A 23,868-nucleotide genomic window follows, 5' to 3' on the forward strand; every position below is an offset into this window, starting at 1 on the left:
AAGTCTTCTTATTCTGTCAGCAAAGCATTAGCTTGGCATGTTAAACATGCGCTCACGCTTCCAATCTTTTTCAGTAAACGTTTTTATTGTAACAGCATGTATGCTGCCGTCAGTGATTTTTTCTTTCAACGGCGCATAAACTGCCTGTTGGCGCTTGACGCGAGACATATCGGCGAAGTCGTCGCTCACGGCGATAACCTGAAAATGAGTGCCTTCGCTGCGCACGTGCACATCTGATAAGTTGAGTGCCTGCTTAAGCAAAAGTTCGATTTCTTCGTTAGTCATTGAATATTCCAGACGGTTTCAAGTGAAAGTAAGGGGAGGAATCGCTATTTTAGCGGCAAAAGCGCAGAGGCGTCGCTTATTTTGGCCAGATTGACAAGTTCATTCGGTATATGGCTAAAAACAATCGACACGCCATTCGCTTTGGTATCTCGAACAAGATTGATCAACCAAGCTAACCCTGCACTGTCGGACCGTTTAAGGTCGGTTAGGTCAACGGTTATTGTTTGCTCTTTGTCGAGGGATGGAAGGACATCACCTGCATGAGCCTCCCACCAATCTTTGCGCAAGGTGTACATGGTTAAATCGCCACGGATCATCACTGTTTGACTATCCGCAGCCTCGACTGAATACCGAGAGTCCACGATCAGTTTGCTTCTTCGTTGTTTAACTTAATCGGCTGCTCGATAGTATCTCGCATGATTTCAAGAACCTTGTCGATGCCTTCTTGGCGTAAGATAGATTCAAACTCACTACGTTTGCTAGACAGCATGCTGATGCCCTCCGCCACCATGTCGTAAGCTCGCCAATCATCGCTACGATTGCTCTTACGCACTTTGAAAGCAATGTTGATGTCAGGACGCTTACCATCTTTAATCACGGCGCGCACGGTAACCGATTTTTTGTCATCAAATTCGGCTGACGGTGCAAAGATCACACTTTGATTATCATAGTATCCCATCGCAATGGCATAACTTGTAATGAGGTACTCACGAAAAACCTGCACGTACTCGGCTAATTTCTCTTCTGGCACCGACTTAAAGTGTTTGCCGAGCACCATGAACGCTGAGAATTTATAATCGATATACGGCAATAATTCCTCAGCCATGATGGTGCGTAGTTTTTCAGGGTCATTTTTAATCTCAGCCTGTTCACGTTTCATGCGATCAAACGTTTTAGACGCGACTTCTTGCACCATGATAAACGGGTCGGACGAGTCGACAGTCGCTTCTTGCGCGCTTGCTGTGGCGAAGAACACGCTTGCGACCAGCAATAAAAACCATTTTTTCACGTTGATTACTCCACTTATCATTAAATTAATCGTTGTTTTTACTAAACAGGAATTGGCCAATAAGATCTTCTAGCACGAGTGCTGACTTGGTATCTTCAATGAAATCGCCGTCAGTCAAATTGCCAATATCGCCGAATTTGAAGCCCGGTTGCAAACCAACATATTGCTCACCTAATAACCCTGATGTCAGAATGGCGACTGAGGTTGTTTCAGGAAAGCTGTCGTAGTTTTTATTGATCGTCAGTACAACAACGGGAGTGAAGTCATCGCTATCCAAAGAAATGGATTCCACACGCCCGACAATCACGCCCCCCACCTTAACCGCTGAGCGCTCTTTAAGCCCGCCTATGTTATCAAATTTAGCTTTTAGCGTGTAGGTTTCCCCCCGCGCTTGCATGCCCTGATTTGCCACTTTCAAGCCCAGCAGGAGAATGGCACCTACTGTTAGAATGACAAATAACCCAACTAAGATTTCCGTTTTACGCGAAGTCATCTCAAATCCTATTCAATACCGAACATTATTGCAGTCAATACAAAATCCAAGCCAAGTACTGCGAGTGAACTAAATACCACTGTCTCTGTTGTTGCCTTACTAATGCCTTCCGACGTAGGAACAGCATCGTAACCTTTAAAAATCGCAATCCATGTGACCACCAGCGCAAATACAGCACTTTTGATCACACCGTTTAACACATCTTCATTCCAATCCACGGTAGACTGCATGATGGACCAATAGCTGCCTGAATCAACGCCAAGCCAGTCAACACCCACTAAATGCCCGCCGAGAATGCCAACAGCGCTGAAAATAAGCGCAAGCATTGGCATGGAAATCATGCCTGCCCAAAAACGCGGCGCGACAACGCGACGCAAAGGGTCAATTGCCATCATTTCCAAGCTGCTCAACTGCTCTGTGGCTTTCATTAGCCCAATTTCTGCCGTCAGTGCTGAACCGGCTCGGCCAGCAAACAACAGCGCTGTTACCACAGGGCCTAACTCGCGCAATAAAGAAAGCGCCACCATCGGGCCTAGACTGCCTTCGGCCCCATAATCCACTAAAATAGTGTAGCCTTGAAGCGCCATTACCATGCCAATGAATAAACCTGACACAATAATGATTAACAAAGACTGAACACCAACCACGTACATTTGCTGGATAGTCAGCCTGACATTTTTTAGTTTAGGTAATGCGACGATGGCGCCAAACAACATCAAACCCGCACGCCCGATGGCAGCGCAGCGCTCTATCGTGTTTCTGCCAACCTCAGCGACCCAATTCACGCATGCCGAGATCATGATGAGCCGCCCAGTAATTGTGCTTCCATTGAAGGTGCCTTGTAGTGAAATGGCACTGGACCATCAGCATTGCCTTGCAAGAATTGCTGGACTAGTGCGGAGTCGCTGTTTCGTATCTCATCGGGAGTACCTGCGCCGATGATGCGTTGTTCAGCCAGAATGTAAACGTAATCGGCAATAGATAACACCTCAGTGACATCGTGCGTAACGACGATACTGGTTACACCAAGTGAGTCATTTAATGCGCGGATCAGCTTTACCAATACGCCCATGGAGATAGGGTCTTGCCCGGCAAAAGGTTCATCGTACATGATCAATTCTGGGTCAAGGGCAATCGCTCTGGCAAGCGCTGCGCGGCGTGCCATACCACCGGAAAGTTCACTTGGCATTAAATCAGCTGCGCCTCGCAGGCCGACAGCTTGGAGCTTCAGTGCGACTAACGTTTTGATGACCGACTCAGACAATTGCGTGTGCTCACGCAACGGGAAAGCGACATTATCGAACACTGATATGTTGGTAAACAGCGCACCACTTTGAAATAACATGCTCATTTCACGACGTAAATCGTACAATTGATTGCGTGATATCTGATGAACGTTCTTCTGCTTAAACATGACTTCACCACTGTCTGGTGCAAGTTGACCGCCGATCAGTCGCAGCAGCGTCGTTTTTCCGATACCGCTAGGGCCCATTACCGCAGTGATGGCACCTCGTTTAACGTCCAGCGATATATCATCGTAGATTGTGCGAGATCCACGTGAGAACGTCATATTTTTTATTGTGACTACGTTTTCCATACTGACCTATGTTCAGTGCTCATCCTGTGCAGCGTGTAGCAAAAGATTATTAGCCGCGTAATGTTGTGACATTGTACGTGTTTTCAAGTTGCATCGACAAAGATAAAAAGTAACAACTTATATTCGAAAATTTCGATAATCCCATTTTGTGCTGAAATTTCGCACTAACAATGAGCGTCATTGTCTATGCTATAACCTTAGAACGGGATTAATTCCAGTATCGTTCATCCAACTCTGATTAAATTAATGTCATAATGAACATCAGTACGTATTTGAACCGATAGATCCAGTGTGTCAATGGGCAGGCTATCGACCTTTTAACAATTTTCAGCATTGAAGGAATCTGTGGCAGTTTCATTAACTATCTTCATTGTGGGTTTAGCGGTATTGAGTTGGTCGGCCGATCGTTTCGTATACGGAGCCTCTGCGCTGGCGCGTAATGTCGGCGTTTCGCCAATGATGATTGGTCTGACTATCGTAGCGATGGGCTCTTCTGCACCAGAGATCGTCGTGTCGGCGACAGCGTCTTTGGATGGGAATCGCGATACAGCGGTAGGCAACGCGCTGGGTTCGAACATCACTAATATTGCACTTGTGCTGGGTATTACTGCGCTGGTGCGCCCGTTACTGGTGAGCTCGCGCACCGTCAAACGAGAAATGCCTATTTTACTCGGCATTTGCTTGGTCGCCTCGTGGCTGATTTTCGACCAGTTTATCAGCCGTGAAGATGGTATTTTGCTGATTGTCGGTTTGATAATGGTATTGGTCGGTATGGCTTACCTGTCAATGACATCAGAGCGCAACGATCCCATTCTGCAAGAAACTGAAGATGAGATACCCACGGGGGTTGCGACGTCCAGTGCAGTGATGTGGGTTATTTTGGGGCTGGTGATGTTACCGGTGAGTGCGCATTTTATTGTTGAGTCGGCAGTCGATATCGCCACCTACCTCGGTATCAGTCAACTCGTGATCGGGCTCACGATCATTGCCTTAGGCACCAGCTTGCCTGAACTGGCGGCAAGTGTGGCTGGCGTTCTCAAAGGTGAAGATGATTTAGCAATGGGTAATATCGTCGGGTCAAATATTTTCAATTTACTAGCCGTATTAGCCATGCCTGGTTTATTATCGCCGGGTATTATCGATCCGGATGCGGCGCAGCGGGATATCTTTGTGATGCTTGGCCTCACCTTGTTACTGTTGCTATTTAGTCTAGATTTACGCGGCAGGCGTCAAATTAACCGGTTCGAAGCGACGGCATTTCTTCTGATTTTCTTTGGTTACCAATGGTTACTTTTTAGGTAAATGATGACTGATTTTTTAGCGTCGGCAAAACGCGTTGTCGATATTGAAGCCCAAGCACTTAATGACCTGACGCACAGTATCAACGCCGATTTTAACGCTGCCTGCGAGCTGTTGATGGGATGTCAGGGCAAAGTGGTGGTGAGCGGTATGGGTAAGTCAGGGCATATTGGTCACAAAATTGCGGCTACCTTTGCGAGTACAGGTACACCAGCATTCTTCATGCACCCGGGCGAGGCGAATCACGGTGATTTAGGCATGTTGGGCAAGTCTGATGTGTTATTAGCAATTTCCAATTCAGGTGAGTCAGCGGAATTAATCAATCTCTTACCTGTGGTGAAAAGATTGAAAATTCCCATTATCGCCATGACCAATAGCACCACCAGTACACTGGGCAAAAATGCGGATGTTGTGCTTAACATTGCCGTCAATCAGGAAGCATGTTCATTAGGCTTGGCACCGACGACGAGCACCACAGTAACACTCGTCATGGGGGATGCTTTAGCGGTTGCCCTATTGGATGCACGCGGGTTTACTTCAGACGATTTCGCGCTGTCCCATCCTGGTGGCAGTTTAGGTCGAAAGTTATTGCTCTCTGTCGATGATATTATGTTGCGTGGTGAGCAAATACCGTTAGTCAAAGGTGACTCAACCATTATTCAGGCGTTGCTGGAAATATCAGCAAAAGGGCTGGGAATGACGGGTGTCGTGGGCGAGCGCGATCAGCTGGTGGGTATTTTTACCGACGGTGATTTACGGCGTATTTTAGACGACCGAATTGACTTACACAGCACGCCGGTGAGTCAAGTCATGACCCCAAACAGTATTTGCGTGGCACCACGGACATTGGCGGTAAGTGCGTTAAATACGATGGAAAAACACAAAATCAGTGCGCTATTCGTGGTAGACGAGCAGCGTATTCCGGTGGGCGCATTTAATATGCATCTGTTGCTGCAGGCGGGGGTGGTATGAAAACAACATCGACGCTTTATGGGGAAATAGACAGCCGTATTATCGCTCAGCTCAGTAACATTCAACTGTTAGTGTGCGACGTTGATGGTGTTTTTTCCGATGGTCGTATTTATTTAGGTGAGCACAACGAAGAATTTAAAGCGTTTCACACCCGGGATGGTTTTGGTGTTAAAGCGTTAGTTCGAAGTGGAGTCGATGTGGCGATCGTCACAGGCCGACAATCGCAAATCGTGGCTCGACGCATGCAAGCGTTGAATGTTAAATACATTGTTCAGGGCAGTGAAAATAAAGCGGATGCGATGCAATCCCTTTTATCACAAACCACTTTGACACCTTCGCAGGTTGCGGCAGTGGGCGATGATGTGCCGGACTTAGGTTTGTTCAAATCGGCCGGCTTAGCCATCGCTGTTGCCGACGCGCACCCCTTAGTGAAGCAACACGCAAACTGGGTGCTGTCTGAACGTGGCGGCTTCGGTGCCGTAAGGCAGGTGTGCGACTTAATTCTTGATGCACGCGGCGCGCTATATGATTTTTCAGGAGCCAGTTTGTGAACCGAATCACCTACAGTATCTCTGCGTTATTTATTTTGGCCTTGGCAACGTATCTGCCTACTTGGTTTAAAGATGAGCAAGAAATGGCGGATGATTCGGCGCAGGATGCGTGGCAACCCACCTATCAAGCTAAAAACCTGCGTAGTGCGCTATATGATGAGGATGGCCGATTGACCCACCGTGTTTTCGCCAGCGAAATGGAGCATTATGATCAATTGGGCTTTGTATTTTTCAAACAGCCCCAATACACCATTTATATGGAAGAGCAGCAAAAGCCATGGCAACTGACAGCACAAGAAGGCACGTTATACGATGATGACCGGATCCAGCTCGAACGGGATGTGGTCATTCAAACGCTCAGTGATGATAATTTTGTAAAGACTATCAGAACGCAATACATTCAGGTCATGCTGGATACCAAGAAGATGCTGTCTGATCAACCGGTGATCATTGAGGGCGCAGATTATGAAATTCAAAGTAATGGCTTCGAAGCTGATCTCAACACCAAAGAGTATGAACTGAAAAGACATGTTCAAACCGTTTATTTGCCTCAGAAAAAGGCGTCTTAATATGAAAAAAATGATGTTGCTACTGACACTGACTGCCAGCGCCTTTGCGTTGAACGTGGAGGCTGGTGAATCGGACTTTAACAAACCCATTACTGTGGATGCACAAAGCCAGTTTGTGGATGGGAAGAATAAAACTTCCGTATTTAGGGAGGATGTGCACATCACGCAGGGCAGCATGGAGATTAAAGCTGACGAAGTTGAAGTCATTGCCACGGGCGGTGAAGGGCGTGAAATTTTTATTGCGCGTGGCAACCCTGCGATTTATGCCCAAGATATGGACGATGGAAGCCGTGTAAGCGCTCAAGCGAATACGATCACCTATGAAGTGGTTACGCGTGCGATTACGCTCGATGGCAACGCACAGTTAGTCAGAGATACCAGTATGGTGCAGGGGGATCTGATCCAGTTTGATATGGAAAAAGAGCAACTCTTGGCGGAAAGTAACGACGGTGAGAAACGCCGGGTTAAAACCGTTTTTCGTCCAGAAGCTTTTAAGAAAGCGCAGAATGAAAAACAACCCGAGTCACAGGATAACCCCTTTTAATGGCAACCCTTATTGCTGAGCATCTGGCCAAATCTTATAAGTCGCGACAAGTGGTTCGTGATGTTTCTGTGCGGGTCAACAGTGGGCAGATTGTTGGCCTTCTAGGGCCCAACGGCGCTGGCAAAACGACCACATTTTACATGATTGTCGGGCTGGTTCCGCTCGATGAAGGCAAGATATTTATTGACCAATCAGAACTGACCTTGTTACCCATGCACGAGCGCGCCCGTCAAGGCATTGGGTACCTTCCGCAAGAAGCTTCGATTTTTCGTAAACTCACGGTGCTGGAAAATATCATGGCAATTTTGCAAACGCGTAAAGAGCTTTCCACGCTCAAGCGTGAGCAGGAGGCCGATGCATTATTGGATGAGTTCAATATCAACCATATTCGCAATAGTTTGGGTATGAGCCTTTCCGGTGGTGAACGGCGGCGCGTTGAAATTGCGCGAGCGCTGGCGGCAAACCCGAAATTTATTTTACTCGACGAACCTTTTGCAGGCGTTGATCCAATATCTGTGAACGATATTAAGAAAATCATTCAACAGTTATGCGAGCGCGGGATAGGTGTACTTATCACTGATCACAACGTAAGAGAGACTCTTGATGTCTGTGAAACTGCCTACATAGTCAGTCATGGCGAGTTAATTGCCTCAGGCAGTGCAGACGAAGTACTGGCGAATCAAAAAGTCAGAGATGTATACCTCGGTGAGCAATTCAAGCTATAGTTAAGGAGCAGCACTACTTGATAATGCATGAACAAAAAGGCCAAAAAGCATATGTTGTGGGATTATAAGAGCATTAAATGAAACCCTCATTACAGCTAAAATTCAGTCAACAACTTACCATGACACCACAGCTTCAGCAGGCGATTAAGCTGCTGCAGCTTTCGACGCTGGATCTGCAAACAGAGATCCAGGAAGCGCTGGATTCAAATCCACTGCTGGAGTTGGACGAACCCGTTGAGGCTGATAGCAGCAGCGACTTGCAGACTAACGCCTCTAAAGACAAGGATGATCAACGCAGTGAGCAAATCAACGCTGACTCACTGGAGTCAGGTGACGCATTAGAGAAGGGCGATTTACCCGACGAACTTCCCATCGATAGTACATGGGATGAGTATTATAGCGCCTCCTCAGCACCGGCGCCGATGACCTCAGGCAGCGGCGGTAGCAGTGGTGATGAGGACTACGTATTTCAAGGTGAAACAACGGACAATATTCAGGATCATTTGCTCTGGCAGATGCGCCTAACGCCATTCAGTGAGGTCGACCGCGCTATTGCAATTGCGATCATTGATTCCATTGAAGAATCGGGCTACCTAACGACCTCAGTCGAAGACATACTTGAGTCAGTGAACAACGACGAGGTGGCTGATGAGCCAATAGAAGAAGATGAAGTGCTTTGTGTGTTGAAGCGCATTCAAATGTTTGATCCTATTGGTTCGGGCTCACGCACTCCGCAAGAGTGTTTATTGGTTCAACTCAATCAATTTGCACCGGATACACCGTGGGTTGCCGAAGCTAAGCAATTGCTAACAGAATACGCCGATCTCCTCAGCAGCAAAGACTATCGCACGTTAATGCGCAAGAGTCGGTTGAAAGAAGATGAACTGCGTGAGGCGATGCGGCTATTGCAGACGCTGAACCCACGGCCCGGCAGTGCATTGGTGACCAAAGAGCCCGAGTATGTGATCCCCGATGTGTCGGTGATGAAGAAAAACGGTCGCTGGCAGGTAGAACTCAACCCCGATAGTTTGCCGAAACTGAGTATCAATCAGCAATACGCAGCAATGAGTCGAAATGCCCGTAACAGCAGCGATTCACAGTTTATCCGCTCTCATATGCAGGAAGCCAAGTGGTTTATCAAAAGCCTGGAAAGCCGTAACGATACTCTCATGAAAGTTGCCAATTGTATCGTACAGCAACAAGTCGGTTTTTTTGAACACGGCCCTGAAATGATGAAACCAATGGTGCTTAACGATGTCGCAGAAATGGTGGATATGCACGAATCAACCATCTCACGAGTCACTACGCAAAAGTATATGCATACGCCGCGTGGTATTTACGAGCTGAAGTACTTCTTCTCCAGTCATGTTGCAACGGATAGTGGCGGAGAGTGTTCATCAACGGCGATCCGTGCACTGATTAAGAAGTTAGTGGCAGCTGAAACACCCAGCAAGCCGCTAAGTGATAGTAAGATTGCTCAATTGTTGGCCGACCAAGGTATTCAAGTGGCGCGGCGAACAATAGCAAAGTACCGTGAATCGCTTGCGATTCCACCGTCTAATCAACGTAAGAGTTTGTTGTAGGCTCTAACAAGAAGGAAGGCGAAATATGCAAATTAACCTAACTGGCCATCACGTCGATATTACCGATTCATTGCGTGACTATGTGGATACTAAATTTACCAAATTGGAACGACATTTTGACCACATCTCCAATGTCCATGTGATCCTTAACGTCGAAAAGTTGAATCAGAAAGCAGAAGCAACAGTTCATTTGAGCGGTGCGGAAGTGTTCGCTTCGTCAGAGAATACCGATATGTACGCCGCTATCGACAGCATGATTGATAAGCTTGATCGACAGGTTATTCGTCATAAGGAAAAGCTTAAGAAGCACTAGGGCCGAAAGCCCTAATTAATATTACTTATGAATTTACAAGCCATTTTAAGCACTAACCGCACGCAATGTGCGGTTCAGTGCAACAGCAAAAAACGAATTCTCGAAATTATCAGCCAACTTGCGGCTGATAATAATAGCGACATTGATAAAGATACGGTGTTGAATGCTCTGATGAGTCGAGAGCGTGTAGGCAGCACGGGTATCGGAAACGGTATCGCCATCCCACATGGCCGCTTATCCGGTTTAGGTCGCGTCATGGCGATAGTGGTAACGAGCGAGCCCGCGATTGACTTCGACGCGATTGACGACAAACCTGTCGACATCTTTTTCGCGCTCCTTGTGCCTGACGATCAGAACGATGTCCATTTACAAATGCTTTCTGGCATCGCCGGAAAGTTAGCCGATAAAGAGCGGGTAAAATTGATTCGCAAAGCACAAACCAGTGATGATATTGTGCAAGCATTGTCTTAGTTGTTTATCCCGATGAAAAGTGCCTCATGAAATTGATTATCGTCAGTGGCCGCAGTGGGTCAGGGAAGTCTATTGCGCTTCGTGCGCTTGAAGATCTTGGCTACTATTGTGTCGACAATATACCGGTTAATTTGCTTCCAACGCTCACCCATGCTGTGGTTGATGATTACGATCTGGTGGCCGTCAGCATTGATGTGCGGAACTTGCCTAAGCAGCCAAGTGAGTTGGTGGAAATCCTGAACTATCTTCCCGACGCGTGGGACATGACCATCATCTACCTCGATGCGAGTGACGATGAGTTGGTTAAGCGTTTCAGTGAAACACGTCGCCTACACCCTCTGTCGAAGCAAAATAAGTCCCTTACGGACGCGATTATCGCTGAAAAACAGCTACTTGCGCCGATCGCCGAAAGAGCCGATTTATACCTCGATACCGACAAATTGTCTGTTCACCAGTTGGCGGAACTCATACGTGAACGTATCTTAGGGAAAAAGAGCTCTCGGCTTGTCTTGGTTTTTGAAAGCTTTGGGTTTAAGTACGGGATCCCGAAGGACGCTGATTACGTGTTTGATGCGCGGTTTTTACCTAATCCTCATTGGGAACCTGACTTGAAGCACTTGACCGGATTGGATAGTCCGGTGGAACAGTTTTTAGGGTCGCAGCCCATCGTGACCAAATTTGTATGGCAAATACAAAATCTGATCAGCACGTGGTTGCCGCACCTTGAGCGCAATAATCGCAGTTATGTGACTATCGCCATTGGCTGTACTGGCGGGCAACATCGTTCTGTTTATGCCGTTGAAAATTTAGCGAAAACGTTTTCTGATATCCATCCGGATGTACAAACTCGTCACCGAGAGCTTAATCGGTAGGAACCAAGGCACGATAATGCGTATTGAGCAACCTCTCACCATTGTTAATAAGTTAGGCTTACATGCGCGAGCAGCGACCCAGCTAGTGACACTCGCCAACACGTTCTCTTCGACGATCACCTTACACAAGGAAGATAAGTCGGCGGACGCTTCCAGTGTGCTTGGATTGATGATGCTGGAAAGTCATCAGGGTGAAACTGTTACCGTCGCCTGTGAGGGAGAAGACGCCCAGGCCGCATTCAATGCGGTAAAATCATTGGTTGAGGATAAGTTTCACGAGGAAGAGTAGGGTGTCATCAGACACCCATGTAGTCGAGCATTCCCTCCGCAGCTTTGCGGCCTTCGTCGATAGCGGTCACCACTAAATCACTACCGCGTACCATGTCACCACCTGAGAATATCTTTGGATTGGACGTCTGAAACGCAAAATTGCCTTTTGCCGGTGCTCGTACGCGGCCTTTTTCGTCCAGCATAATACCTGCATCGCCAAACCAACCCGCTGGACTCGGTTGAAATCCAAACGCGATGATCACTGCATCGGCTTCTAAGATGTGCTCGGAGCCGGCGACTTCAACCGGACGGCGTCGGCCGTAAGCATCTGGCGGCCCCATTTCGGTACGAATAAGTTTGACACCTACCGCATTGCCCTGATCATCTACTGCGATATCAATAGGCTGAAGGTTGAACTGAAACTCTACGCCTTCCTCTTTCGCATTCACCACTTCGCGGCGTGAGCCCGGCATACTGTCTTCATCCCGACGGTATGCACAAGTGACGCTCGCCGCGCCTTGGCGAATAGAGGTACGAACGCAATCCATGGTCGTGTCACCGCCACCCAATACGACAACACGCTTGCCGCGCATGTCGATAAAGTCGTTTGGATCTTTTTCAAATCCCATCAGACGATTGATGTTGGCCACTAGGAAGGGCAGCGCTTTGTAAACGCCGGGCGCTTCCTCGTTCACAAACCCGCCGGCCATCGCCGTATAGGTTCCCATGCCCAGAAACACGGCATCGTTTTCATCCAGCAGTGTTTGGAATTCAATGTCCTTACCGATCTCCGTATTCAGTTTGAACTCAATACCCATATCGGTGAAAATCTCACGGCGTAGCTTCACAACCTCTTTTTCAAGCTTAAATGAAGGGATGCCAAACGTGAGTAGGCCACCAATTTCTTCGTAGCGGTCATACACCACCGGCTTAACGCCATTGCGCACGAGTACATCGGCGCAAGCCAATCCGGCCGGACCCGCGCCAACAATTGCCACTTTCTTATCCGTCCATGTTACGCCCGACATATCTGGCCGCCAGCCCATTTTGAATGCAGTATCAGTAATGTATTTCTCGATACTGCCAATGGTCACCGCGCCAAAATCATCATTCAATGTACAGGCGCCCTCGCAGAGGCGGTCCTGAGGGCATACTCGGCCGCACACTTCCGGTAAGCTGTTGGTTTTGTGAGAAAGCTCAGCGGCTTCGATAATTCGCCCTTGATTAGCAAGATCAAGCCATTGCGGAATGTAATTATGTACCGGGCACTTCCACTCACAGTAAGGGTTGCCACAGTCCAGACATCTATCAGCCTGACCTTCAGTTTGCGATTGAGTCAGCGGTTGATAAATTTCACCGAAGTCCTCTTTGCGCACAACGATGGGTTTTTTCGGCGGATCAATTCTTTCCACGTCGACAAATTGATAAACGTTCTTTGCCATAAATAATTAATCCTCTTGCTATTGCGCCTGAAGCTGCAGTTCAGCGCTAGAGCGGCTAATGTGCCCCAGTAAGTTTTTGACATCGCTGGTTTTCGGTTTCACCAGTTTGAACTTGCTTAGCGCATCACTAAAGTTGGTCAATAACGACAAGCTGAACTCGCTGCCGGTTTCTTCGTAATGCTGGTTGATCAAGCCACGCAAGTGCTCGGTAAGAATACCTTTTTGCTCGATGTCCAGAATTTCGACTAACTCAGGATTCACCCGATGCTGCAGGTCGGCATGCTCGTCAAAGATATACGCAAATCCTCCGGTCATACCCGCGCCAAAATTGACACCGACCTGACCGAGTATTGCTACGATGCCGCCGGTCATGTATTCACAGCCGTTATCACCAATTCCTTCAACCACGGCAATGGCGCCAGAGTTACGCACCGCGAAACGCTCACCCGCTCGACCCGCAGCAAATAGCTTGCCGCCCGTAGCCCCGTATAAACAGGTGTTGCCCATAATGGCGCTATTGTGGCTATCAAACTGAATGTTTGGCGGTACACTGATCACCAGCTTACCGCCCGTCATGCCTTTACCCACATAGTCATTGGCATCGCCGACCAAATGCATATGAACGCCGCCGGCATTCCACACACCGAAACTTTGGCCCACCGTGCCATTCAACGTGATATTGATTGGTGTATCATCAAAGTCGAGGTTGCCGTAGCGTTTGGCAATGGCGCCAGACAGTGTTGCACCGACACTTCTGTCAGTGTTTCTCACCGCATAAGTCAAATGACTCGTACGACGCGTTTCCAACGCGCTGGCAGAATCACTCAGAATACGCTGATTAAGATCACCTGCGTCCAGCGGTGTATTGGTAATCTCGGAGCAAAACAGGCGTGTATGCTCTTTCGCCGACGCCTTAGCAAGCAGGGGCGAAAGGTCCAACCGGTTTTGCTTCGCAGTTTGACCATCAAGAAGCTTCAAAAACTCAGTTCGGCCGATAAGATCATCCAGTCGGCGAACACCTAAAGAGGCTAAAATCTCACGTACCTCTTGAGCGACGAATTTAAAGTAGTTCATGACCATCTCGGGTAAACCGATAAAATAGCTGTCTCTAAGTTTTTGGTCTTGTGTTGCCACACCCGTCGCGCAATTGTTCAAGTGACAAATACGTAGGTATTTACAGCCTAACGCCACCATCGGGCCGGTGCCAAAACCAAAGCTTTCGGCGCCCATAATGGCTGCTTTTACGACGTCCAGTCCAGTTTTGAGGCCACCGTCGGTTTGTACGCGCACCTTGTGTCGCAAGCCGTTTTCAACCAACGCTTGTTGCGTTTCAGCTAAACCCAGTTCGAACGGGCTGCCTGCGTACTTAACCGACGTGAGTGGGCTAGCACCCGTGCCACCATCATAGCCTGAGATGGTAATCAAATCGGCGTAGGCTTTTGCCACGCCGGTAGCTATTGTGCCAACGCCCGGTTCAGAAACGAGTTTAACGGAGATCAAGGCTTCCGGGTTGACCTGTTTCAAATCAAAAATCAGTTGCGCCAAGTCTTCGATTGAGTAGATATCGTGATGTGGCGGCGGAGAAATCAATGTCACTCCCGGCACGGAATAGCGTAACTCAGCAATGTATTTATTCACTTTGTCGCCGGGCAACTGACCACCTTCTCCCGGCTTTGCACCTTGTGCAACTTTGATCTGAATGATGTTCGCATTAACCAAGTAATGCGGAGTGACACCAAAGCGACCCGAGGCAACCTGTTTAATTCGTGAATTTTTCTCTGTATTAAAGCGCTTGGGGTCTTCGCCGCCTTCTCCCGAATTGGAATTACCGCCTAAACGGTTCATGGCGATGGCCAATGCCTCATGTGCTTCTGGGCTGAGTGCACCAATCGACATCGCGGCGGTGTCGAAGCGAGGAAACAGATGCTCAGCAGGCTCAACCTCGTCAATCGAAATTGGCTGATGTCCAGACTGTAGCGCCAGTAGATCACGTAAGTGCGATGGCGCACGTTCGTTCACCAATTTGCTATAGGCTTGATAATCTTCATAACGGCCGCTTTTGACGGCAACTTGCAACGTTTGCACAACATCCGGATTGTAAGCGTGATATTCACCATCGTGCACATACTTTAACAGACCACCGTGGGATAGCTTTTTGCGTTTCAACCAAGCAACTCTGCTTAAATTCAACGTATCTTGTTGAAAATCGTCAAAACTTGCGCCCTGAATGCGGCTAGGCACGCCTTTAAAGCACAAATCAATGACCGAACTATTGATGCCAACCGCTTCAAACAGCTTCGAACTACGATAGCTCGCTACCGTGCTGATGCCCATTTTAGACAGAATTTTATACAATCCTTTATTGATGCCCTTGCGATAATTTAACACCGCATCTAACACCGGAATGTCGAATTCTTTATTTTCCGCCATTTGCTCAATAGTTTCATACGCAAGGAAGGGATAAATTGCGGTTGCGCCCAACCCAATTAACACGGCGAAATGATGCGGATCGCGAGCACTTGCTGTTTCTACTACGATGTTCGCATCACAGCGAAGTGCCTTAGCAATCAAGCGTTGCTGAACTGCACCGACAGCCATTGCGGCAGGTATCGGCAATCGGTTTGGCTTAATATTGCGATCGGATAAGATCACGAAGGCGGCTTTCTTCTGCTTAACCAAATATTCTACTTCGCCACACACGCGCTCAATGGCTTTCTTCAAGCCTTCTTCAGCCGTGTAATTTAAATCCACCACTTCAGAGTAATAATGCTCTGGATTAAATTCGCGCAGTTGTTTTAAATCCGTGTACATCAAGATGGGCGATTCGAACAATACCCGATCCGCATACCCGCTAGTTTCACTGAAAACATTTTGCTCTCGACCAATACAGGTGGCGAGTGACATCACATGATTTTCACGTAGCGAGTCGATAGGTGGGTTTGTCACCTGCGCAAACTGCTGGCGAAAATAGTCGTAGAGAGTGCGCTGTTTGGACGACATGACAGCCATGGGCGTGTCGTCACCCATTGAGCCGACCGCTTCCTGACCATCTTTAGCGAGCACTTTAATGATTTGTTGGAGCTCTTCATAACTGTAATTGAACAGCTTGTGGTACGTTGCTAACGTATCATCGTCAAACACGCGTTGACCAATTAAGCTGGCATCGAGCTGTTCGATTGGCGTCAAACGCCGAATATGCTTAAGCAGCCACTCCTGATACGGATGGCGAGACTTCAAATCTTCGTCGATCTCGGTTGAACGCCAGATCTTCCCTGTGTAAGTATCTACCGCGAGCATTTCACCCGGACCAACGCGTCCTTTCTCGACCACGCTCTGTGGCGAGTAATCCCAAATGCCAATCTCAGACGCTAACGTGATAAAACCGTCATCAGTGATCACGTACCGTGCTGGGCGTAGTCCGTTTCTGTCCAGATTACAGGCAACATGTCGACCATTGGTGAGTACTATGCCAGCAGGTCCGTCCCACGGCTCCATGTGCATCGAGTTAAACTCGTAAAACGCCCTTAATTCTGGATCCATGGTTTTATTATTTTGATACGCAGGTGGCACCAGCAATCGCATCGCCCGGAACAAATCCATACCGCCAGCAAGAAACAGTTCGAGCATGTTGTCTAACGAGCTGGAATCAGACCCTTCCACATTCACAAAGGGGGCTGCATCCTTAAGGTCGGGAAGCAGCGGTGTGGCAAATTTTGCGGTGCGGGCCATGGCCCAATCACGGTTGCCTTTAATCGTGTTAATTTCACCATTATGCGCCAAGAAGCGAAACGGCTGTGCCAGTGGCCATTTAGGCAATGTGTTTGTAGAAAAACGCTGGTGGAACACGCATATGGCGCTTTCCATACGAGGATCGGCTAAATCTTGATAGAAGAGTGGCAAGTCCTTCGGCATCACCAAGCCTTTGTAGATGGTGACTAACCCGGAAAGACAGGCGACATAAAATTCTTCATCATTGGCAAGACGTTTCTCAGAACGCCGACGTACCATGTATAAACGCCGTTCGAGATCGCGCTTACGCCAACCGGCAGGTGCATTCACGAACACTTGCTCAATGCGCGGCACACCCGTCAGGGCTAAATCACCCAACACGCTTTCATCAACGGGCACTTCTCGCCAGCCGACTACGCCAAGGGTTTCTTTGCCTAACTCTTCTTCGAGAACATTACGCGCGTATTCTGCTCGCTCCGGATTTTTCGGCAGGAAGACCATGCCGACACCGTATTTTTTGCTCAGTCGCCAGCCTTTTTGCTCCGCCACTGCGCGAAAAAAACCGTCTGGCTTTTGCATCAGCAAGCCGCAGCCGTCACCTGTTTTTCCGTCTGCGGCGATGCCGCCGCGGTGCTGCATTCTGTCCAGCCCTTTGATGGCTGTTGTCACGAGGCGATGGCTGGCTTCGCCATTGAGGTGGGCGATAAGCCCGAAGCCGCAATTGTCCCGCGAGTCCGCAGGGTTATATAAACTCATTTCTAACTCCTATCACCTGTGTGCTATTGAGCAGAGGCTGCTGACTTTTCAGACACGCACGACCGCACGCACCTAACACTGCAATGCTGCTTAAATTCTGATTGTGGTTGTCGTTGTGCTTATGAGGATACTTGGCCCTTGCAATTCCGCATTTTTATTCATTTTTATACAGCGGACTTACCAACATACCGGCAACCACCTCTAAAATCAATCTGATAATGAAGTGAATCGGTGAGTGGCGTTGGAAGAAAAAATAAAAATCAATGAATACAGTGGTTAACGTGTTTTTGTCTGAGAAGCAAAAGACACCCCAAATTCTCAAAGCGCTGTGTTTCCGTCAATTTAGGTCGACATTTACAAAAAATTCACAACTGTAATCAATTATCAATTGAACACTGACTAATGAATAAGTATGGGCAGTTAGGCGGTATTTTGTGAATGAATATTCAATATAAACCAATGCGGCGAGTCTGCGGCGCCGCTGGTCAAATACGATATTTCAGCGGAGCAAATGCAGAAAATGACCGCCGCTGAGCGCATTGCGGTTAGCCGCTTAATTATTGAAATTGGTCAAAAAGTGTACTATTTGAAAACTTGGTCTATGCTTAATGCCAAATTTTATTCGGTAGCATATTCAACATGCACTTTTGCTGCAGTTATGTTACGACCGAAATGGTAACGGAGATACACATGAGCTGGTTTACGGAAATTTTCGCGGGCAGCGCTGGAAGCATCGTTGAAAAAGTGGGCGATACGATTGATCGTTTTCACTTGTCGGAAGAAGAAAAGCAGAACTTCAAGCTTGATTTACAGCGCCTTATGGCCGCCCGTGATTCTGAGATTGAGCAGACTATGCGCAAGAATCTGGAAGCGCGAGAACGCATTCTTGTCGCTGAGCTGCAACAAGGCGATAACTACACCAAACGCGCTCGCCCCACGGTCGTTTACTTTGGTCTTGTGATGATTGGATTGAATTACTTCGTGGTTCCGCTGGTTTCGATGTTAACCAGCAGTACAGCCACCACCTTTGATTTGCCCGGTGAATTCTGGGCCGCCTGGGGAGGTATTGTGGCAACATGGGCCATTGGCCGCTCATTTGAGAAGCGTGGCGCCAACAACTTAATGACGCGCGCCGTGACGGGTGAGGTAAAACGCTCGTCCTTGCTGGATGATGCCAGGCCTCTGGGGTAATGGTTGTGGCATCAAATCTATTGATCAACCAGCATCTTCTGCTGGGCAAAGCGGTGTCTCAAGTACCGAGTACAAACCACGGCAATCATTTTAGTACTGACAATCAGTTACCTGATACGGTCATTATTCATTACACCGCTGGCAGCTCGCTAGACTCCGCCGTTACTACCATGTGTGATCCGAACAACCGGGTATCTGCGCATATTGTGGTGGGGCGAAACGGTGAAATGGTTCAATTGGTTCCGTTTAATCATGTCGCTTGGCATGCGGGTAAAAGTGAGTGGCGGGGCCGAACGGGTCTGAATCAGTACAGTATCGGCATCGAAATCGATAATGCAGGACCGCTCAGTATGAACGACGACGGGCAGTACTTAAGCTGGTTCAACCGAGCGTATAGCGGGCAATCGATATTCAAAGGAATACACCGCAATGAAACTGAACCCAGCTACTGGCACGCTTACACAGAACCTCAGATCCGCGCTGTATTTTCGCTTTGCCAAACCTTGATCCACGTCTATCCGATAAAACACGTATTAGGCCATGAAGAGGTGTCTCCGGGACGCAAGCGTGACCCAGGACCCGCCTTCCCGCTCGACAAACTGCGCAGCACATTGCTCGACTCACGCGACAGCAATGAGGCACCATCTCATGATGGGGCGGTTTTGAACCGCCGTGTTGTGACCGCGCCAAAACTTAACATTCGCGGCGGCGCGGGTGTGCAATATCCCGCCATTGGTGCACCGTTACTGGGCGGTACTGCAGTGAAAGTGCTTGAGAGAAAAGATGGCTGGGTAAAGGTCGAACAGTCTGTTACGGGTTGGGTAAGCAGCCGATATTTGAAATGATGAAGTGTTAAGCCTCGCTGGGCGTCGTCCGGGTATGCATGTGCCAATGTGAGAATGAGTAGAATGCTGTTACCATGCGAACACGCGTAATGATCAAGTCAGTATTCATGCAAGAAAACTACCCAGAAAAAACCTCATGGGCGATTCGCTTTGCCCAGTTTGTCGAACGCATTGGCACGGTTAAGCTCAGCATTTTGTTTGTGATCGGCAGCTTAGTCTTCACCATTGGTGGTTCCTACATTATTCGTGTCAGCTTAAATAGCAATATTGAACCTGATGACTTCGTCAGCGCGATTGTATTGACCATGTTGAGTGCTCCCTGGGTGCTGTATTTTTTCAGTGAACTGGTGAAGCAATTGGAGCATTCCAGAACGCACTTGCAGGATCTGGTTGAGCAAATGGAAAAACTGCGAGAAGAAGATGTGTTTCTGAACCGTGAGTTGCAACACAATATACGCCAGCTTAACCATGAAATCGAGCAACGCAAAAGTGCTCAACTTGAACGTGAGTCTGTGTTCGTTGAGCTTGAGAAAGAGATTAAAGACAAATCTGAAAAAGAGTTGCAGGCGCGCCGACTGTCTACTTTGCTACGCTCCATTATTGATGCTTCCCCAGACTTGATTTATTACCGCAACGAAGAAGGACGTTTTGCAGGCTGCAATAGGGTGGCTGAGCAGCTCACCGGAAAATCACAAGATGAGTTGCTGGGCCTGACGCCACACGATGTCTATGAAGAAGATTTAGCGCGTCAGGTGGTGGCCAGTGATCATGAAGTGTTGGAAAGCAACGCGAGTATTACTGAAGAGTTATGGCTTCGGTTTGCTGATGGGCGGCGCCGTTATTTTGAAATGCGCAAAGTACCTTTCTTTGACAACGACGGAAATAGACTTGGCCTGCTGGCCTTTGGTCGCGACATGACTGAACGGAAACAGGCTGAGAGTGCGGCGGCGAAAGCCAGCAAAGACAAAACGCGCTTTATCGCCACCATCAGTCATGAGCTTCGAACGCCGCTCAATGGTATCGTTGGTCTGAGCCGTATGTTGCGCGACACGGAGCTAACTCAAGAACAGTTTGCCTGGGTAAGTACGATCTATGCCAGTGGCATAACGCTGGGGAATATATTTAACGATATTATCGATCTCGATCGCCTCGACAGAGACAAATTAGAGTTGTCGCTGAAAACGGTCTCACTCAATGAGTTTACCGAAGAGCTTGCCAGTATTATTCGCCTGCTTGCGGCTGACAAAGAACTGGAATTTATTTCCACGGTGGTTGAACCGTTACCGCATCTGGTTGAAGTGGATGGCACACGCTTGCGGCAGATCCTTTGGAATATTCTGTTTAACGCCGTGAAGTTTACGCAGCGAGGCCGGGTGAAACTAACCGTTTCGGCCAGCGTTCCTGAATCGGGAGTATCACTGGTGAAATTTGTGGTAGAAGACACGGGCATCGGTATTCCACAAGATGAGTTGGAAAAGATTTTTGCCATGTATTATCAGGTGGATCATCCGGATCACCAAATGGCCACCGGCACGGGAATTGGCCTGGCCATCTGCAAACAGATGGTCGACTTGATGAAAGGGAAAATTTCCGTCCACAGTCAGGTGGGTAAAGGTTCCTGCTTTGTGATTGAGCTGCCGGTCGCGATTTCAACAAAACCCGTTCAATTGGAAGAGCTGAATGTTGGCAGCCTGAATATTTTGTTGGTTGAAGATATCGAACTTAATGTGATGGTGGCAAAGGCGCTGTTGGAAAAGTTAGGGCAGAAAGTGGACGTTGCCATGACGGGTCAGGATGCGATAGACAAAGCACGCGAAACGACCTACGACCTCATTTTGCTGGATATTCAACTGCCGGACATGAACGGGTTTGACGTCGCTCGCACACTGCACGAAGAAGATTTGGTCATGCAAACGCCCATCGTTGCATTGACTGCAAACGTGATTAAAAAGCGTGAAGAATATTTGCAGAACGGTATGGACGACATTATTGCGAAACCATTGAAAAAGAGCCGAATCATCGAGGTACTTAACGAATTGTTCGCATATGAACCAGCTGATCCCAGTGCATCACGTGAACGCGATGTGACGGCATCGCAGTCGGCCAGCAAAGACGTGAGCAATGTGCTTGATCTGGATCTGCTACAAATGCTGGTTGATACCATTGGGGAAGAAATGGTGCGCACCAGCGTGAAGGTGTTTCAGGAAAAAATGCCAGAATACATGGAAATCTTACAGCTCAACCTTAGCGCCGACGAGAAACCGGAAGTGTGCTCTCAAGCGCACAAGATTAAAGGTGCGGCAGGCTCGGTGGGCTTGGCGCGCGTGCAACGCATTGCCAATCAAATTCAGCAAGGCGACCATCCTGCATGGTGGCAAAATGTGCATGACTGGCTAGAGGAACTGCAACTTGCGGTGGTAAAAGATATGGTCACACTGAATGACTGGCTGAATGAACAAGCGGTTGATGATTGATTGGCAATAAAGATCACCCCATGAAAAGGCAGCACCTTTTCATGGGGCTGCAGACGGTTTAGTCGCCAGATTGCGTGGCAGGTGGAGCCAGTCTAAAGTCGAGCTGAACTAAAAGCGCGTGCTGTTCTAGCCGCTGTCCACCTTGAATACGTGGTTTAAATTGCCACTGTGATAATGCTGTAATGGCGCTCTCGTCGAAAACCCCTTGCGGCGATGACTCAACCACATCGATATTGGCCGTGCTACCAGCTTTTGTTATATCAAATTGCAACAACACCGAGCCTTCCTGACCTGTTTCAAGCGCAGTGGCAGGGTATATTGGTTCTATCCGAACCGTGGGTGTTGCGGCGTTGATTGCATCAGCATCTATCGTGCGATTATCCAGTTTAGCCAGTGCTGTATGAGTAGTTATTGCCATAGCAAAAATGACGGCGGCGGTGACAATCAGCCTGTTTGGACGGCTGGGTTGCTTGATCAGTTTTAATCGTTGGATCATGGTATTTTTCGCTCCAAATGTTGGGTTTAAAGTGATGTTGCTAGTCGCGTGCTCCGCGCAATACAGCAGCGCTTTTGCATATGAAATTCGTTGCTGCTCAGTCTTGCCAGTGAGTACCCTTTGATCGCATGCAAGCTCCTGATGACGTCGAAATTGACGAAAGCCAAGCCAGACTAATGGGTTAAACCAAAACACAATCAATATCACCAGCGCCAGAGCATTCCACCAATGGTCGCGGTTTGCGCGGTGAGAAGCTTCGTGCTCAAGAATTAATTGTTGCTGAGTTGCGGTGTACTGTGAATGAAAGTGATTAGGCAGCAAAATAATCGGCTTAAAAAATCCAAACAGAAGCGGCGAAGTTGCCCGTGAGGAATAAAATGCTACCGGTGCACTATTACACTGCGGGCCAACAGAACGAGCCCACTGAACGTAATGCATCACCAGCCACAGGATTAACAATGCCACACCGCTGAGCCAAACGGTAAACATAACGTTCATGTTAGCAGGTGGAAGACTCTTGGTTACGCCAACGACGTAGTGCGTAAAACCTCCGATCGGTGTTTGAGTTTGCAGTGGAAGGTTGTGTAGTGCGAGAGACAGGGGGACACATATCCACAGCCCATACGCTATGGTGCCATCCAATCGATGCATTAAGAAAAGACACAGGCTACTGACCATTAGAATCGTCACGCTAAGCACAATTTGCTGATCCATCAACCAATCAATCATGATGATTCTCCCACTCTTCAATCAGCGCTTTTAACTCTTTGACATCCTGTTTCGATAACGTGTTTTGGTTGGCAAAGCCTGCCACCATTGGTGCGATCTTACCGTTAAATAACTTACTCACGAAGCTGGTTGTCTCGTTTTTGGTGTATTCCTCTCGGGCGATCAACGGGCGATAAAGGTATTTGCGTTGTTGTTTTTCGAAGGCGAGTACCTGCTTTTTGACCAAGCGGCCTAACAGTGTTTTCACCGTCTTATTATGCCAGCTCTTGCGTTGATTCAGGCGGCTGACCACTTCGTTTGAAGTCACAGGATAACCATCCCAAACAGCATCCAATACGTCATACTCTGCGCTGGATATATCCGGGATATCGGACTTTGCATTCATCTCACTCACCTATGATTACGTTTGTAGTCCAAATAAGATTACATGTGTAATTCTTAATTGCAAGGACTACGATGAAAAATTTATCTAACGCGAAACGCACCATTCATACATAAAATGCTAGCTATAGATGAATTAGATAAAGTGCTATTTGAAAAGCTCAATGGCAAATGAAATACGGCTCAAACCCCTACCACCTTGACGGTATAGCGTGTGCGCTAAGTGTACTAGCGCAGAACTTTCTTACCTTTACAGTGATCATCCGCATCCC

Annotated in this window: 24 protein-coding genes; 14 read left to right on the forward strand and 10 right to left on the reverse strand. The window is 48.1% G+C overall.

The window, feature by feature from the left end; all coding sequences use genetic code 11:
* Positions 1–27 precede the first annotated feature (27 nt).
* From KIU71_RS03325 to KIU71_RS03350, 6 genes are read right to left on the reverse strand one after another with little or no spacing between them, the layout of a single operon-like run.
* Positions 28–285 (reverse strand): BolA family protein, encoded by a 258-nt coding sequence (locus KIU71_RS03325; RefSeq protein ID WP_214129765.1) that lies wholly within the window; start codon positions 283–285, stop codon positions 28–30.
* Between the two features lie 44 nt (positions 286–329).
* Positions 330–647, reverse strand: a complete 318-nt coding sequence (locus tag KIU71_RS03330; protein WP_214129766.1) for an STAS domain-containing protein — start codon at positions 645–647, stop codon at positions 330–332.
* A 2-nt stretch (positions 648–649) separates the two neighbouring features.
* The gene (locus KIU71_RS03335; protein WP_214129767.1) at positions 650–1,315 is read right to left on the reverse strand and encodes an ABC transporter substrate-binding protein; all 666 of its coding nucleotides are present in this window, start codon (positions 1,313–1,315) and stop codon (positions 650–652) included.
* Positions 1,316–1,319: 4 nt separating this feature from the next.
* Complete coding sequence (mlaD, locus tag KIU71_RS03340; RefSeq protein ID WP_214129768.1) at positions 1,320–1,787, reverse strand: outer membrane lipid asymmetry maintenance protein MlaD; 468 nt, start codon at positions 1,785–1,787, stop codon at positions 1,320–1,322.
* A gap of 8 nt (positions 1,788–1,795) precedes the next feature.
* A complete protein-coding gene (gene mlaE / locus KIU71_RS03345) occupies positions 1,796–2,587 on the reverse strand; it encodes a lipid asymmetry maintenance ABC transporter permease subunit MlaE (RefSeq protein ID WP_250207239.1) in 792 nt (263 codons plus the stop codon).
* Entirely contained in the window at positions 2,584–3,384 is an 801-nt protein-coding gene (locus KIU71_RS03350) for an ATP-binding cassette domain-containing protein (RefSeq protein ID WP_214129769.1), read from the reverse strand. Before KIU71_RS03350 ends, mlaE begins: the two co-directional genes overlap by 4 nt.
* Before the next feature lie 345 nt (positions 3,385–3,729).
* Between KIU71_RS03350 and KIU71_RS03355 the strand changes: the two genes are divergently transcribed.
* The 11 genes from KIU71_RS03355 to KIU71_RS03405 all read left to right on the forward strand — a co-directional run bounded on the left by KIU71_RS03355 (position 3,730) and on the right by KIU71_RS03405 (position 11,572).
* Entirely contained in the window at positions 3,730–4,686 is a 957-nt protein-coding gene (locus KIU71_RS03355) for a calcium/sodium antiporter (RefSeq protein WP_214129770.1), read from the forward strand.
* Positions 4,687–5,655 (forward strand): KpsF/GutQ family sugar-phosphate isomerase, encoded by a 969-nt coding sequence (locus KIU71_RS03360; protein WP_214129771.1) that lies wholly within the window; start codon positions 4,687–4,689, stop codon positions 5,653–5,655.
* Positions 5,652–6,206, forward strand: coding sequence for a 3-deoxy-manno-octulosonate-8-phosphatase KdsC (gene kdsC, locus KIU71_RS03365; RefSeq protein ID WP_214129772.1), 555 nt, complete (start codon positions 5,652–5,654; stop codon positions 6,204–6,206). The genes KIU71_RS03360 and kdsC overlap by 4 nt, the downstream gene beginning before the upstream one ends.
* The gene (gene lptC, locus KIU71_RS03370; protein WP_214129773.1) at positions 6,203–6,775 is read left to right on the forward strand and encodes an LPS export ABC transporter periplasmic protein LptC; all 573 of its coding nucleotides are present in this window, start codon (positions 6,203–6,205) and stop codon (positions 6,773–6,775) included. Before kdsC ends, lptC begins: the two co-directional genes overlap by 4 nt.
* 1 nt (position 6,776) lies before the next feature.
* Positions 6,777–7,319, forward strand: coding sequence for a lipopolysaccharide transport periplasmic protein LptA (lptA, locus tag KIU71_RS03375; protein WP_214129774.1), 543 nt, complete (start codon positions 6,777–6,779; stop codon positions 7,317–7,319).
* Positions 7,319–8,044, forward strand: a complete 726-nt coding sequence (gene lptB, locus KIU71_RS03380; RefSeq protein ID WP_214129775.1) for an LPS export ABC transporter ATP-binding protein — start codon at positions 7,319–7,321, stop codon at positions 8,042–8,044. The genes lptA and lptB overlap by 1 nt, the downstream gene beginning before the upstream one ends.
* A 77-nt stretch (positions 8,045–8,121) precedes the next feature.
* Positions 8,122–9,627: an RNA polymerase factor sigma-54 gene (locus KIU71_RS03385; protein WP_214129776.1), complete on the forward strand. Its 1,506-nt coding sequence runs from the start codon at positions 8,122–8,124 to the stop codon at positions 9,625–9,627.
* A gap of 25 nt (positions 9,628–9,652) precedes the next feature.
* Positions 9,653–9,940 (forward strand): ribosome hibernation promoting factor, encoded by a 288-nt coding sequence (hpf, locus tag KIU71_RS03390; RefSeq protein ID WP_214129777.1) that lies wholly within the window; start codon positions 9,653–9,655, stop codon positions 9,938–9,940.
* 27 nt (positions 9,941–9,967) lie between these two features.
* On the forward strand, positions 9,968–10,411 hold the full coding sequence (gene ptsN / locus KIU71_RS03395; RefSeq protein WP_214129778.1) for a PTS IIA-like nitrogen regulatory protein PtsN: 444 nt from the start codon (positions 9,968–9,970) through the stop codon (positions 10,409–10,411).
* Between the two features lie 26 nt (positions 10,412–10,437).
* Positions 10,438–11,283 (forward strand): RNase adapter RapZ, encoded by an 846-nt coding sequence (rapZ, locus tag KIU71_RS03400; RefSeq protein ID WP_214129779.1) that lies wholly within the window; start codon positions 10,438–10,440, stop codon positions 11,281–11,283.
* Between the two features lie 16 nt (positions 11,284–11,299).
* Positions 11,300–11,572 (forward strand): HPr family phosphocarrier protein, encoded by a 273-nt coding sequence (locus KIU71_RS03405; protein WP_214129780.1) that lies wholly within the window; start codon positions 11,300–11,302, stop codon positions 11,570–11,572.
* Positions 11,573–11,579: 7 nt separating this feature from the next.
* Here KIU71_RS03405 and KIU71_RS03410 read toward each other — a convergent pair whose 3' ends face one another.
* On the reverse strand, positions 11,580–12,995 hold the full coding sequence (locus KIU71_RS03410; RefSeq protein WP_214129781.1) for an FAD-dependent oxidoreductase: 1,416 nt from the start codon (positions 12,993–12,995) through the stop codon (positions 11,580–11,582).
* An 18-nt stretch (positions 12,996–13,013) separates the two neighbouring features.
* A complete protein-coding gene (gltB, locus tag KIU71_RS03415; protein ID WP_214129782.1) occupies positions 13,014–17,480 on the reverse strand; it encodes a glutamate synthase large subunit in 4,467 nt (1,488 codons plus the stop codon).
* Positions 17,481–18,170: 690 nt separating this feature from the next.
* Here gltB and KIU71_RS03420 point away from each other — a divergent pair.
* From KIU71_RS03420 to arcB, 3 genes are all read left to right on the forward strand, one after another.
* Positions 18,171–18,671 carry a 3TM-type holin gene (locus tag KIU71_RS03420; RefSeq protein WP_214129783.1) on the forward strand — a complete coding sequence of 167 codons (501 nt, stop codon included), beginning with the start codon at positions 18,171–18,173 and terminating at the stop codon, positions 18,669–18,671.
* 5 nt (positions 18,672–18,676) lie between these two features.
* Positions 18,677–19,516: an N-acetylmuramoyl-L-alanine amidase gene (locus KIU71_RS03425; RefSeq protein ID WP_315853238.1), complete on the forward strand. Its 840-nt coding sequence runs from the start codon at positions 18,677–18,679 to the stop codon at positions 19,514–19,516.
* A gap of 107 nt (positions 19,517–19,623) precedes the next feature.
* Positions 19,624–21,990, forward strand: coding sequence for an aerobic respiration two-component sensor histidine kinase ArcB (gene arcB, locus KIU71_RS03430; protein WP_214130147.1), 2,367 nt, complete (start codon positions 19,624–19,626; stop codon positions 21,988–21,990).
* Positions 21,991–22,048: 58 nt separating this feature from the next.
* Here the strand turns inward: arcB and KIU71_RS03435 are convergent, their stop codons facing one another.
* Complete coding sequence (locus KIU71_RS03435; protein WP_214129785.1) at positions 22,049–23,215, reverse strand: M56 family metallopeptidase; 1,167 nt, start codon at positions 23,213–23,215, stop codon at positions 22,049–22,051.
* Entirely contained in the window at positions 23,208–23,600 is a 393-nt protein-coding gene (locus KIU71_RS03440; RefSeq protein WP_214129786.1) for a BlaI/MecI/CopY family transcriptional regulator, read from the reverse strand. The genes KIU71_RS03435 and KIU71_RS03440 overlap by 8 nt, the downstream gene beginning before the upstream one ends.
* Between the last annotated feature and the right edge of the window lie 268 nt (positions 23,601–23,868).

The organism is Alteromonas oceanisediminis, assembly GCF_018474025.1.
Lineage (GTDB): Bacteria > Pseudomonadota > Gammaproteobacteria > Enterobacterales > Alteromonadaceae > Alteromonas_E > Alteromonas_E oceanisediminis.